Annotated in this window: 13 protein-coding genes; 8 read left to right on the plus strand and 5 right to left on the minus strand. The window is 59.4% G+C overall.

Annotation, left to right across the window (positions count from 1 at the left end; translation table 11 throughout):
• Nucleotides 1–26: 26 nt before the first annotated feature.
• Nucleotides 27–608, minus strand: a complete 582-nt coding sequence (locus HEQ17_RS10395; protein ID WP_296292675.1) for a thermonuclease family protein — start codon at nucleotides 606–608, stop codon at nucleotides 27–29.
• Nucleotides 609–751: 143 nt separating this feature from the next.
• On the opposite strand from HEQ17_RS10395, the gene HEQ17_RS10400 reads away from it, so the two are divergent.
• On the plus strand, nucleotides 752–1,567 hold the full coding sequence (locus tag HEQ17_RS10400) for a PPK2 family polyphosphate kinase (protein ID WP_296292676.1): 816 nt from the start codon (nucleotides 752–754) through the stop codon (nucleotides 1,565–1,567).
• A gap of 61 nt (nucleotides 1,568–1,628) precedes the next feature.
• On the opposite strand, the gene uraH is transcribed toward HEQ17_RS10400, so the two are convergent.
• Nucleotides 1,629–1,982, minus strand: coding sequence for a hydroxyisourate hydrolase (uraH, locus tag HEQ17_RS10405; protein WP_296292677.1), 354 nt, complete (start codon nucleotides 1,980–1,982; stop codon nucleotides 1,629–1,631).
• Between the two features lie 169 nt (nucleotides 1,983–2,151).
• On the opposite strand from uraH, the gene HEQ17_RS10410 reads away from it, so the two are divergent.
• The 5 genes from HEQ17_RS10410 (at nucleotide 2,152) to HEQ17_RS10430 (ending at nucleotide 8,148) form a co-directional block, all read left to right on the plus strand.
• Nucleotides 2,152–2,817 (plus strand): GntR family transcriptional regulator, encoded by a 666-nt coding sequence (locus HEQ17_RS10410; protein WP_296292678.1) that lies wholly within the window; start codon nucleotides 2,152–2,154, stop codon nucleotides 2,815–2,817.
• Nucleotides 2,818–2,844: 27 nt separating this feature from the next.
• Nucleotides 2,845–3,795 (plus strand): allantoinase PuuE, encoded by a 951-nt coding sequence (puuE, locus tag HEQ17_RS10415; protein ID WP_296292679.1) that lies wholly within the window; start codon nucleotides 2,845–2,847, stop codon nucleotides 3,793–3,795.
• 2 nt (nucleotides 3,796–3,797) lie between these two features.
• Nucleotides 3,798–5,657, plus strand: a complete 1,860-nt coding sequence (uraD, locus tag HEQ17_RS10420; RefSeq protein WP_296292680.1) for a 2-oxo-4-hydroxy-4-carboxy-5-ureidoimidazoline decarboxylase — start codon at nucleotides 3,798–3,800, stop codon at nucleotides 5,655–5,657.
• Nucleotides 5,654–6,907, plus strand: a complete 1,254-nt coding sequence (locus tag HEQ17_RS10425; RefSeq protein ID WP_296292681.1) for a M20/M25/M40 family metallo-hydrolase — start codon at nucleotides 5,654–5,656, stop codon at nucleotides 6,905–6,907. Before uraD ends, HEQ17_RS10425 begins: the two co-directional genes overlap by 4 nt.
• Before the next feature lie 344 nt (nucleotides 6,908–7,251).
• Nucleotides 7,252–8,148 carry a LysR family transcriptional regulator gene (locus HEQ17_RS10430; RefSeq protein ID WP_296292682.1) on the plus strand — a complete coding sequence of 299 codons (897 nt, stop codon included), beginning with the start codon at nucleotides 7,252–7,254 and terminating at the stop codon, nucleotides 8,146–8,148.
• Nucleotides 8,149–8,206: 58 nt separating this feature from the next.
• Here HEQ17_RS10430 and HEQ17_RS10435 read toward each other — a convergent pair whose 3' ends face one another.
• Nucleotides 8,207–9,169 (minus strand): TerC family protein, encoded by a 963-nt coding sequence (locus HEQ17_RS10435; RefSeq protein WP_296292683.1) that lies wholly within the window; start codon nucleotides 9,167–9,169, stop codon nucleotides 8,207–8,209.
• Between the two features lie 222 nt (nucleotides 9,170–9,391).
• Entirely contained in the window at nucleotides 9,392–10,594 is a 1,203-nt protein-coding gene (gene pcaF, locus HEQ17_RS10440) for a 3-oxoadipyl-CoA thiolase (RefSeq protein WP_296292684.1), read from the minus strand.
• 420 nt (nucleotides 10,595–11,014) lie between these two features.
• Here pcaF and HEQ17_RS10445 point away from each other — a divergent pair, with 420 nt between their 5' ends.
• Nucleotides 11,015–11,449, plus strand: coding sequence for a DUF1841 family protein (locus tag HEQ17_RS10445; protein ID WP_296293729.1), 435 nt, complete (start codon nucleotides 11,015–11,017; stop codon nucleotides 11,447–11,449).
• A 69-nt stretch (nucleotides 11,450–11,518) separates the two neighbouring features.
• Here HEQ17_RS10445 and HEQ17_RS10450 read toward each other — a convergent pair whose 3' ends face one another.
• On the minus strand, nucleotides 11,519–12,178 hold the full coding sequence (locus HEQ17_RS10450) for a c-type cytochrome (protein WP_296292685.1): 660 nt from the start codon (nucleotides 12,176–12,178) through the stop codon (nucleotides 11,519–11,521).
• Nucleotides 12,179–12,284: 106 nt separating this feature from the next.
• Here HEQ17_RS10450 and HEQ17_RS10455 point away from each other — a divergent pair, with 106 nt between their 5' ends.
• A complete protein-coding gene (locus HEQ17_RS10455) occupies nucleotides 12,285–13,127 on the plus strand; it encodes a MoxR family ATPase (RefSeq protein WP_296292687.1) in 843 nt (280 codons plus the stop codon).
• The last annotated feature ends 1 nt before the right edge of the window (nucleotide 13,128 follow it).

Consider the following 13,128-nt stretch of genomic DNA (forward strand, 5'->3'; position numbering starts at 1 on the left):
ATTGGGGTCAGATCCCAATTAATTCGTTAGATCGAAGCTGCATCGCCCTTCGGACAGCTTGCAGGCACTTTGGCCTCTACCCCGTTGCGGTACACCCAAGGGGCCACAGGATTGTCCGACCGTGACCATAGGCCCCTTGAGGTAGCTTTAGCCTCAGCTTGTGCGGTCGCATAGGCCGTTCGTTGGCGAATGTCGATCTCGCATTTGTAAGCCTCGTAATACCAAGCTGCGCCCTCTTCGACCATCTTCCGGTTGACGTTGGTGCAATCGGTCTTGAAAACGGTGCCCACCACCCGATCGAAGCGGTCTTTTTCCGAATAGGTGACGGTGACCGTCTGGTTCAAAACCATGACGGCCAAATCCGCCCGAGATTGTTGGTCATAGGCTTGGCGCCACTCCGGGGCATCGATGCTGGCCAGCCTAACCCGCTCCCCTGCAACGAAGATGGTGTCACCGTCCTCCACCAACATGACCGTTCCGGTGAGGCGCTTGTCACCCACATTGACCCCGCAATGCGTTGCAGCCGTCGGTGGCGCAAAACTGGCGCCATCACCCCCGCCACATGCCGACAAGGCACTCGTCAAAATGAGTAATAAAAGCCGCACCATGGCATCAGCTTAGCCGAGCGAGGCTTGAACGCAAAGACAAAAAGTAGGTCTCAGCCCAATTTAAGTTGGCCCAGACCCATGCCCCAAAAAGTCCGATGTACCAACGGATGGGCTTATGTTGACCGAGCGCCTACACTGTCCTCATGCCCATCACAGACTACGTCCCTTGGTATGTTTTGCCCAAGCGCAAATGTCAACTTTCTGACTTTGACACCGAGCCCCCGGCCGAAGGGCAACTCTCTGGTGACGAATTGGATGAGCACTTGGCAGACATGGGCGAAAAGCTCGACAAACTGCAAAGCACCCTGCATGCAGCCAAAACCCGTGGCTTGTTGGTCGTGTTTCAGGGCATGGACACATCGGGCAAAGACGGCGTGATTCGCAGTGTTTTCACCCACGTCAGCCCCTTGGGCGTGCGGGCCGAGGCCTTTGGCGTGCCCACCGAGTTGGAAAGCCGCCATGACTTTTTGTGGCGCATCCATGCCAAAGCGCCTGCGCGGGGCGAAATGGTGATTTTCAACCGAAGCCACTACGAAGATGTGCTGGTCACCCGCGTGCGGGGCATGATTGACGAGGAAACCTGCCAACAACGGTACGACCACATCCTGCACTTCGAGTCTTTGCTGCACAACGCGGGCATCAGCGTTTTGAAGTGCTATTTGCACATTTCCAAATCTGAGCAAAAGAAACGCCTGCAAGCCCGGATGGATGACCCACGCAAACATTGGAAGCTGCAGCCCTCGGATTTTGACGACCGCGAGTTGTGGCCCCAATTCACCCAGGCTTACGAAGAGGCCCTGAGCGCCACCAGCACGCCCGAATCCCCGTGGTACGTGGTGCCCGCCGACAGCAAGCCTTACCGAGACAGTTTTGTCGCCGGGCTGATCGTGCAAACCCTGGAAAACATGAAACTGAAGCCCCCGAAGCCCAGTTTTGACCTGTCCAAAGTCAAACTTTGAAGACCTCTCTGGTCAACAGCTTCGACAGGAGCGCATCACCGGGGACATGCCCCGATGGCTTTCAAGACCCGCGATAGGTCGAATAGCTCCAAGGGCTGGCCAGCAAGGGCACGTGGTAATGCTGGTCTTCGTGGGCCACACCAAAGTCCAGCGAGACGCGGTTCAGAAAATTGGGCTCAGGCAATTCCACGCCCTTGGCCTTGAAGTAGTCACTCACATTGAACACCAAACGGTAGGTGCCTTTGCGCAAGCTGGCGTGGTCATAGAGCATGCCGTCGGGGTTGCGCCCGTCTTGGTTGAGGCTGAAGCTTTTGACCAAAGTGGCCTGATCGCCTTGCGTGGTGTACAGGGCCACCTGCATGCCCGCTGCGGGGCAGCCGTGCATGGTGTCCAGAACGTGTGTGCTCAATCCCATGGTGTGCTCGCTTGTCTTGAATGGGGGTCAAAAAAGGGGGTTTTGGCAAGGCTTTGAAAAGCCCTTCAAACCAGTCGACTGAAGTGTATACAATTTTGCTTTTGATGGCTATGATTTGCGCCACCGACACAAAAACACCCGGGCCAACAGCCCCGAGGGACCGCGAGACATGGAAACTTCCACCACGCACCACATCGTCGAATCGCTGACCCGCGCCATCGTGGAGCACCGGCTTTTGCCCGGCTCCAAACTGGCCGAACAAAAGCTGGCCGACCACTTTGGCGTGTCGCGCACCTTGGTGCGCCAGGCGCTGTTTCAGCTCTCGCAAAACCGGTTGATCAAGCTCGAGCCCGCTCGCGGCGCTTTTGTGGCCGCCCCCTCGGTGGAAGAAGCCCAGCAGGTGTTTGCAGTGCGCCGCATGCTGGAGGCCGAAATGACCCGCGCCTTTGTGCAACAAGTCACGCCCGCACAAATCGTGGCGCTGAGAGAACACATCAAGCAAGAACGCGAAGCGGTCACCCAAGGCGACATCACCGGCCGTACCGAATTGCTGGGAGACTTCCATGTGCGCATGGCAGAACTCATGAACAACGACGTGCTGGCCCAGGTGCTGGGCGAGTTGATCTCGCGCTGCGCGTTGATCACGCTGATGTACCAGTCGCGCAACGAGGCCGAGCACTCGACCGACGAGCATGTGGCCATCGTGGCCGCACTGGAGGTGCGGGACTCAGACTTGGCCGTGCGCCTGATGCACGAGCACCTGCTGCATGTTGAAGCCAGTCTGACCTTCGACCGCAAAGTGCCCACCCACGACATTTCCCTGGCCCTGGCCTGAACCTTTGAGCACCCGCAAGAGCACCCCATGAGCACCTACGACTCCACCCTGCCCTACCCCCGTGACCTGATTGGCTACGGCCGCCAGGTGCCGCACGCCCAATGGCCCGGCGGTGCCCGCGTGGCGGTGCAGTTTGTCTTGAACTACGAAGAAGGCGGTGAAAACTCGGTGCTGCACGGCGATGCAGGGTCAGAGCAGTTTTTGTCCGAGATGTTCAACCCTGCGTCCTTCCCCGAGCGGCACATCAGCATGGAAGGCATCTACGAATACGGCTCGCGTGCAGGCGTGTGGCGCATCCTGCGCGAGTTTGAAAAACGCGGCCTGCCGCTCACCGTGTTTGGCGTGGCCACCGCGCTGCAAAAGCACCCCGAGTTAACAGCGGCCTTCAAGGAGCTGGGTTACGACATCGCCTGCCATGGCCTCAAGTGGATCCACTACCAACACATCGACGAAGCCACCGAGCGCGCCCACATGGCCGAGGCGATGGCGATCATTCAGCATCTGACCGGTGAACGCCCACTGGGCTGGTACACCGGGCGCGACAGCCCCAACACGCGCCGCCTGGTCGCTGACTTTGGCGGCTTTGAATACGACAGCGACTACTACGGCGAAGACCTGCCGTTTTGGATGAAAGTGAAGAAGAGCGACGGCACCGATGCGCACCAACTCATCGTGCCCTACACCCTGGACTGCAACGACATGCGCTTTGCGTTGCCGCAAGGCTATTCGCACGCCGACCCGTTCTTTCAGTATATGAAGGACACCTTTGACGCGCTGTACGCCGAAGGTGACCCGAGTGGCGACAACGCCCCCAAGATGATGAGCATCGGCATGCACTGCCGCCTACTCGGCCGCCCCGGCCGCATCACCGCGCTGCAACGCTTTTTGGACCACATCCAGTCGCACGACAAAGTCTGGGTGGCGCGGCGCATCGACATTGCACGGCACTGGAAAGCCACACACCCCTATAAGGACTGAACATGGCCCTGACTCTGGAACAACTCAACAGCGCCAGCCGCGAAGATGCGGCGCAAATGCTCGACGGCCTGTACGAGCATTCGCCCTGGATTGCCGAGCAGGCGCTCAATGAACGCCCCTTCACATCCCTGGCCCACCTCAAGCACGCCATGTGCGAAGTGCTGGCGCACGCCGGGCGTGACGCGCAGCTGGGCCTGATCCGCGCCCACCCCGAGCTCGCGGGCAAGGCCATGGTCAGCAAAACGCTGACGGCCGAATCGACCAACGAACAATCCAAGGCAGGCTTGACCGACTGCACGCCCGAAGAGTTCGCCAAGATTCAAAAGCTCAACGCCGACTACAACGCCAAGTTCGGCTGGCCCTTCATCCTGGCCGTGCGTGGCCCGCGCGGCGTGGGCTTGCGCAAAAAACAGATCATCGAAGCCTTTGAGCGCCGTCTGTTCGGCCACCCCGACATGGAGTTGGCTGAGTGCCTGCGCAACATCCACCGCATCGTCGAGATCCGACTGAACGACAAATTTGGCGTGGAACCCACGCTGGGTCACCAGGTCTGGGATTGGCAGGAAAAGCTGGCCCAGCACAGTGACCCCGGCTTTGCCGAAAAGGGCCAACTCACCGTGACGTACCTCACCGACGCCCACCGCGCCTGCGCCCAACGCATCACGCAAAACATGCGCGACTGCGGTTTTGACGAGGTCTTCACCGATGCCGTGGGCAATGTGGTGGGTCGCTACCACCCGGCCACTGCGGGTGCAAACGAGCCAGCGCCGGGCCGCCCCAAGCTGGCGAGCGCCCCCTTGGGGGGCAGCGAACCACACGCAGTGGGGAGCGTGGGGGCACGTTATCTGATGACGGGCAGCCACTACGACACCGTGCGCAACGGCGGCAAGTACGACGGCCGCTTGGGCATCTTTGTGCCCATGGCCTGTGTGCAGCAGCTGCACCAGCAGGGCAAGCGTTTGCCCTTTGGCATCGAAGTCGTCGCCTTTGCCGAAGAAGAAGGCCAGCGCTACAAGGCCACCTTCCTCGGCTCGGGTGCGCTCATTGGCCAGTTCAACCCCGCCTGGCTGGACCAGCAAGATGCCGACGGCATCACCATGCGCGCCGCCATGCAGCACGCGGGCCTGTGCATCGACGACATCCCCAAAATCCAGCGCGACCCGGCGCAGTACCTCGGCTTTATCGAGGTCCACATCGAGCAAGGCCCGGTGCTCAACGAGGTCAACATCCCGCTGGGCGTGGTCACGTCCATCAACGGCAGCGTGCGCTACCTGTGCGAGGTCTTCGGCACCGCCAGCCACGCAGGCACCACCCCCATGGACCGCCGCCGCGACGCGGCCTGCGCCGTGGCTGAACTCGCGCTCTACATGGAGCAACGCGCCACCCAAGACGGCGACAGCGTGGCCACCATTGGCCAGCTGCAAGTGCCCAACGGCTCGATCAATGTGGTGCCAGGCCGCTGCCTGTTCAGCCTGGACATGCGAGCCCCCACCGACGCGCAACGCGACGCTCTGGTGGCGGATGTGATGGCACAACTCGACCACATTGCCGAGCGCCGTGGCGTGCGCGTCAAAACTGAGCTGACCATGAGCGCCAACGCGGCCCCCAGCGCCCCCGAATGGCAAGCGCGTTGGGAGCGTGCCGTGAGCGCCTTGGGCGTGCCGCTGTTCAAACTGCCCAGCGGCGCGGGCCACGACGCGATGAAGCTGCACGAAGTCATGCCGCAAGCCATGTTGTTTGTGCGCGGCGAAAACGGGGGCATCAGCCACAACCCACGCGAATCGACCACCAGCGACGACATGCAACTGTGTGTCGACGCCTTCACCCATGTTTTGAACCAACTTACAACGGAATTGTCATGAGCGTTACCGAAAACCAATACCAACAACTCGACGCCTGGATCGACGCGCACTTTGACGAGCAGGTCAAGTTCATGCAGGCCTTGGTGCAGGTGCCCACCGACACGCCACCCGGCAACAACGCGCCCCACGCCGAGCGCACCGCCGAACTGCTGCAGCCCATGGGCTTTGTCGCCGAAAAGCACACCGTGCCCACAGCCGAGGTGAAAGCCTACGGCCTCGAATCCGTCACCAACCTGATCGTGCGCCGCCCATACGGCGAAGGCAAAACCATTGCCCTGAACGCCCACGGCGACGTGGTGCCCCCCGGCGAAGGCTGGACGCACCCGCCCTATGGCGGCGAAATCCACAACGGCGCCATGTACGGCCGTGCCACCGCCGTGAGCAAGTGCGACTTTTCGACCTTCACTTTTGCCACGCGCGCGCTCGAATCCCTCAAAGCACCATTGAAGGGCGGCGTGGAACTGCACTTCACCTACGACGAAGAGTTTGGCGGCGAAATGGGCCCCGGTTGGCTGCTGGCCAAGGGCCTGACCAAGCCTGACTTGATGATCGCCGCAGGCTTCAGCTACCAGGTCGTCACCGCGCACAACGGCTGCCTGCAAATGGAAGTGACGGTGCAAGGCGAGATGTCGCACGCGGCCATTCCCGACAGCGGCACCGACGCACTGCAAGGCGCGGTGCACATCTTGAATGCCCTGCTCGCCCTCAACACGCAATACCTGCAAGTCACATCCAAGGTCGAGGGCATCAGCCACCCTTATTTGAACGTGGGCCTGATCGAAGGCGGCACCAACACCAACGTGGTGCCCGGCAAAGTCAGCTTCAAGCTCGACCGCCGCATGATCCCCGAAGAGAACCCTGCAGAAGTCGAAGCCAGCATCCGCCAGACCATTGCCAATGCGGCCGCCAGCTTCAAGCCCCCACGCGGTGGCCATGTGCTGAAAGTGGATGTGCGCCGCATGCTCCTGGCCAACGCCATGAAACCCCTGCCCGGCAACAAGCCACTGGTGGAAGCGATTCAGAAACACAGTGGCCAGGTCTTTGGTGAAGCCATCCCTGCCATCGGCACACCGCTGTACACCGACGTGCGTCTGTACGTGGAGCGCGGCATCCCCGGCGTGATTTACGGCGCAGGCCCCCGCACCGTGCTTGAATCCAACGCCAAACGCGCCGACGAGCATGTGCAGTTGGAAGACCTGCGCCGGGCCACCAAGGTGGTGGCGCGCACGCTGCTGGATTTGCTGGCCTGAACGTCAGCAGGCTCAGCACACGGGTCATCTGCTTGATCCCGCCACCAGTGGTAAGCAAGCCCTGCGTGAGGCAGGGCAGACCGTGTAGCGATTTTCGGTTTTCGGTTTTCGGTTTGCAGTTGGCCGTGCGATGCGCTGTTGGCCTTTTATGCAGACGCCGAACGCAAGGCCTGCGTTTGTTCGAGGCCGACACCGCTGGCCATCCCATGCGAGGGTGCCTTACCCCAAGAGTACAGAGTTTTCATCCAGCCAGTGTTTTTTCCACGATGACCCCCGTCTTAGAAGCGTCTCTTAACTCATGGAAAAGCGGATAATTCGAGAAATATACTCTCGCAAAACTATCCATGAAATCCACGTTCAACTACAAGCACCTGTACTACTTCTGGGTGGTGGCCAAGGAAGGTGGCATCACGCGGGCGGCCGTCAAGCTCGACATGGCGGTGCAAACCGTGAGCGCCCAAGTGCATGAATTGGAAAAGTCGCTCGGTTATGCCTTGCTCAAGCCTGCTGGGCGTGGGCTGGTCTTGACCGATGCAGGCCTGGCCGCCATGCAACAGGCCGATCAGATTTTTCAGCTCGGTGAAGATCTGCCCGCGAAAGTGCGCGACGCCGTCAGCTCTCCGACGGTGCGCCTTGCTGCAGGCATCTCGGATGGTTTGCCCAAGCTGGTGGTGCGCCAGCTGATGCAACCGGTGATGGGCGAGCCGCACCTGCGCTTGTTGTGCCACGAGGGCGAATTCGACGATTTGTTGGGCGACCTCGCGCTGCACCGCTTGGACGTGGTGTTGTCGGACCGCCCTGCCCCCACCAACGTCAACCTCAAGCTGTACAACCATGCTTTGGGCTCATCGGCCGTGTCCTGGTACGGCAGTGCATCGCTGGTGAAGGTCGCGCGCAAAACATTTCCCGCCAGTCTGGCCGAAGTGCCTGTGCTGTTGCCCACCGAACACACAGCGGTTCGTACACGCTTGGACCACTGGTTTGAGCACCACGACATTCGCCCGCGCATCGTCGGCGAATTCGAGGACAGCGCCTTGCTCAAGACCTTTGGTGAAAGCGGCATGGGGGTGTTCCCGGCCGCGGAATGCATGCATGACGAGTTGTTGGCGCATTACTCGGTGCAAAAACTTGGGGCCTGCGAAGGCGTGAAGGAACACTTTTTTGCCATTGGCACCGAAAAGAAGGTGCAACACCCGCTGGTGCAACGTTTGCTGTTGGCCAGTGCCCTCAATCCCAACTGAAGACCTGATCTGACGCTGTGGACATCCCCGGATGAGCACCGGGGATGTCCGTTGGGCTTCAAGAATTAGATGAAGAAGAGGAAGAAGAACGAACGCTCAGCACCATGGTGATGGCCAAAATTGCGACCACAACGCCCAGCGATATGCCCACAGGGATTTTGAAGACATCGATCAAGCACATCTTGGTGCCAATAAAGACCAGGATGACCGCCAAACCGTAGTTGAGCAGGTGGAACTTGCTGGCCACGGCCGCCAAAAGGAAGTACATGGCGCGCAAACCCAAAATGGCGAACACGTTGCTGGTCAGTACGATGAAGGGGTCGGTCGTGATGGCGAAGATGGCGGGGATGGAGTCCACCGCAAAGATCACATCGGTCAGGGCAATCAGGCAAATCACCATGAACAAAGGGGTGGCGATTTTTTGGCCGTTTTCGATGGTCCAGAATTTTTCACCGTCATAGTTCTTGCTGACGGGCAAAAATTTACGCAACAGCTTCAAGGCGGGGTTATCGTCCAGAGATGGCTCCTGGCCTGCCGCCCACCACATCTTGACACCTGTCAGGATCAGGAAGGCACCGAACACGTACAGGATCCAGTGGAACTGCTGGAGTAACCAACCGCCCACCAAGATCATGATGGTGCGCAGCACGATGGCCCCGATGATGCCGATCATCAGCACGCGCTTTTGAAAGTGTGAAGGCACCGCGAAATACGTGAAGATCATCAGGAAGACAAAAATATTGTCCACCGCCAGCGATTTCTCAATCAGGTAACCGGTCAGGAATTCCAGCGACTTGGTGTTGGCCAACTCAGCTGAACCCGTGGTGTCCTTGATGGCCCACCAAAATAGGCCGTTGAACAAAAAGCTCAGGGCGACCCAGATCAGCGACCAGTTGAGCGCTTCTTTGACACCGATGTCGTGTGCGCCTTGCTTTTTCAGCACCACAAAATCCACAAAGAGCGACGCCACCACGATGGCCACAAACGTCACCCATAGCCACAAGGGAGCCACGGTTTCCATAAACACCTTTCAGTTTTTTCATGACTCGCCTGCGCCCAGGCAAACAAGTCATTGTGTCTTGCAAGGGCTGGAGTCTAGGCCAGAAACTGAAATTAATGTCTGAATAAAGCGGTTTTTAAGTTCGTAAAAAAAGGAATGTTGAACGGTTCTTTTAACGAATGAAGGACTTCATGGAATGAGCAAGACTTGCGGGCACCCCATTGACGCCCAAGCCCGCCCCATTCAAACGCGCTCGATGATCAGCGCAATGCCCTGCCCCACACCAATGCACATGGTGCACAGCGCGTAGCGGCCAGCGGTTTGTTGCAGGCGGTTGATGGCCGTGGTGGCCAAGCGGGCGCCCGATGCACCCAGCGGGTGACCCAAGGCAATCGCACCGCCCCAGGCGTTCACGCGGGCGTCGTCGTCTTTCAGGCCCAACATGCGCATAACCGCCAAGCCTTGTGCGGCGAAGGCTTCGTTCAACTCGATCACGTCCATGTGGTCAATCGTCAAGCTGGTCTGCGCCAACACTTTGAGGGTCGCAGGCGCCGGGCCAATGCCCATCACGCGAGGCGCGACACCGGCCGTGGCCATGCCCACGACGCGGGCCTTGGGCGTCAAACCATTTTTGGCAGCGGTGGCTTCATCGGCCAGCAGCAAGGCACAAGCGCCATCGTTCACACCCGAAGCGTTGCCTGCGGTCACGGTGCCGTCGGGGCGCACCACGCCTTTGAGCTTGGCCAGCGATTCGAGGCTGGTTTCGCGAGGGTGCTCGTCGGTGTCCACCATGATCGGATCGCCCTTTTTCTGCGGGATGCTCACGCCCACAATTTCTCGCGCCAGGTGACCCGCTTTGATGGCGGCCACGGCGCGCATCTGGCTGTTGTAGGCCATCAGGTCTTGCGCCTCGCGCTCGATCTTGTAGTCGGTGGCCACGTTTTCAGCGGTCTCGGGCATCGAATCCACGCCGTACTGGGCTTTCATCAACTTGTTGATGAAGCGCCAGCCAATGGTGGTGTCATACACCGCGTTGTTGCGGCTGAAGGCGGTGTCGGCCTTGGGCATCACGAACGGGGCGCGGCTCATGCTTTCCACGCCACCCGCAATCATCAAACCCGCTTCACCCGCCTTGATGGCGCGGGCGGCGGTGCCGATGGCATCCAGGCCCGAGCCGCACAGGCGGTTGAGGGTAGCCCCCGGCACGTCAATGGGCAAACCGGCCAGCAAACTGGCCATGTGGGCCACGTTGCGGTTGTCTTCACCAGCCTGGTTGGCACAACCGTACAGCACGTCGGTCACAGAGGCCCAGTCGACATTGGGGTTGCGGGCCATCAGCGCGCGCAGGGGCACAGCGCCCAGGTCGTCGGTGCGGACACTGCTCAGGGCGCCGCCGTAACGGCCAAACGGGGTACGGATCGCGTCGCAAATGTAGGCTTGGTTCATGTGACTGTTCTCTTGAGGGTGAAGTGCATGCATTAGATTGCACGTACAGTGGGTGTTTTAAGGCATTTTAGAGGCGGCTAGTGGGCTTGCGTGTGCTGTTGACGACGGCACACGCAAGAGATGTCAGTGCAGGTCCGCAAGGCGGGATGGCGGCGCTGGCCGAGCTCAGAGGCGTTTCGCTTTGCCACATCGCCCAACCCGCGCCGCCGCCCCACCTTGCTCAGGCAGTGGTAATGAGTACCCTGTTGCGTTTTGAACTCTCTGTGAACCCACCCACGTAAGAGGTCGGGGTCCGCGGCCGGGGCGATGTGGCAAAGCGAAGCGCCTCTGAGTCCCGGCCCCGGACCCCGAGCTCTCGCTCCCCTGATAGCGAATACAGAAATCAAGCCAGCACACACCTCAGAGACAATCCACCCCATGCTGATCCAACCTTCACAAGCCGATGTCCGGCGCTTTTTTTGCGGCGTCTACGCCAAAGCCCGCACAGCGGTCGCGCTAGAACCCATGGAAATGCTCGTCAGCCAATGGATCAACGAACACCCCGAATACCACGCCGAACTGGCAGATGTCGATGCCGCGCTGGCGCAAATGCACCAGGTGGACCCGAATCGCGAGAACCTGTTCTTGCACCTGTCGATGCACCTGTCCATCAGCGAGCAATGCAGCATCGATCAACCCCAGGGCATCCGCCAGGCCGTGGAACTGCTGACCCACCGGCTTAACTCACTGCATGACGCGCACCACCAGGCTATGGAATGCCTGGGCAGCATGGTGCACGAAAGCCAGCGCTCGGGCCGCATGCCAGATGGCCAGGCTTACATTGCCTGCGTGCAACGCCACGCCACCCGAGATTGATCCGACTCGAAGTGCACAGACCACAAAAAACCCGCCGAAGCGGGTTCTTTGTCGAAAAAATTCAGGGCTTCAACGCAGGCGAGGCTGTGGGATGACCTTCATCTCGCCGTCGAGTGACGCGATGTAGGCTGACATGGCCTTCAGCTCGGCGTTGGTGAACTGCTTGGCAATGCCGCCCATGACAACATTGTTGCGGCCCCAGGTGTTCTGGTTTTCAACTTTGTAGGACTTCAAAGCCACAAACAGATAGTCTTTGTGCTGACCCGCAATTTTGGGGTAGCTTGGATCAAGGGGCTTGGAAAAATTATCACCATGGCAGGAAATGCAAGCGCCTTTTTGCAACAAGGCGGCCACTTTGGCATCAGGCACCTTGGGCGTTTTGGTTACAGCTTGAATCTTGCCGTGTTGCTCGTAGTAAGCACCCAAATCCGCCATGTCTTGCTCGCTCAGGCTGTCGGCAATGCCACGCATGGTGGGGTGCTTGCGTTCACCCTTCTTGTAGGCATTGAGCGAGGCCACGATGTACTTGGCGTTCTGGCCGGAGATCATCGGCACGCGATAGACCTCGGGGAAACTCGACTGGTAGCCCTGGATGCTGTGGCAGCCGATGCACATGGCGATTTTTTGTTCGGCCGCTTTGGCGTCGCCCTTGATCTCTTGGGCATGGGCAGAAACAGCGGTCACAGAGGCGACAGCCAGGGCAAACATCGAATTCAAGAGCTTGTTCATTTTGCTTACACAATCCAAGTGATTGATAAAAATCAAGTGCAGATTATATCGGGCTGCCCCTCATAATCCTGACAAGCCCCTGAGCCTTTTGCGAGAAGCTGTAACCATGAAATTCCAAGGTACCGAAAACTACGTCGCCACCCCCGACCTGATGCTGGCCGTGAACGCCGCCATTACCCTCACACGCCCCCTTTTGGTCAAAGGCGAGCCCGGCACCGGCAAAACCATGTTGGCCGAAGAAGTGGCCGAGGCTTTGGGCCTGCCCCTGCTGCAGTGGCACATCAAGTCGACCACAAAAGCGCAGCAAGGCCTTTACGAATACGACGCCGTGAGCCGTCTGCGTGACAGCCAACTGGGTGACGAGAAGGTCAAAGACATTGAGAACTACATCATCAAAGGTGTGCTCTGGCAGGCTTTCACGTCTGAGACGCCTGTGGCCATCCTGATCGACGAGATCGACAAGGCGGACATCGAGTTCCCGAACGACCTGCTGCGCGAGATCGACCGCATGGAGTTCTATTGCTACGAAACGCGCCAGCTGATCAAGGCCAAAACCCGTCCGCTGGTGTTCATCACCTCGAACAACGAAAAAGAACTGCCCGACGCCTTCCTGCGCCGCTGCTTTTTTCACTACATCAAGTTCCCTGAAGCCGACACGATGCGGCAAATCGTGGATGTGCACTTCCCCACGCTCAAAAAAGACCTGCTGGCCCTGGCCCTCAAGACTTTTTACGACGTGCGCGGCCTGCCGGGCCTGAAGAAAAAGCCTTCGACCAGCGAATTGCTCGACTGGCTCAAACTGCTGGTCGCAGAAGATATTCCGCTCGAAGCCCTACAAAGCGCTGACCAAAAAGTGTCGGTGCCACCGTTGGTGGGTGCCTTGCTCAAAAACGAACAGGACGTGACCTTGTTTGAAAAACTGGTCTTCATGAACCAGCGCAACCGCTGAG

The sequence above is a fragment of the Limnohabitans sp. genome (genome assembly GCF_023910625.1).
GTDB lineage: Bacteria > Pseudomonadota > Gammaproteobacteria > Burkholderiales > Burkholderiaceae_C > Limnohabitans_A.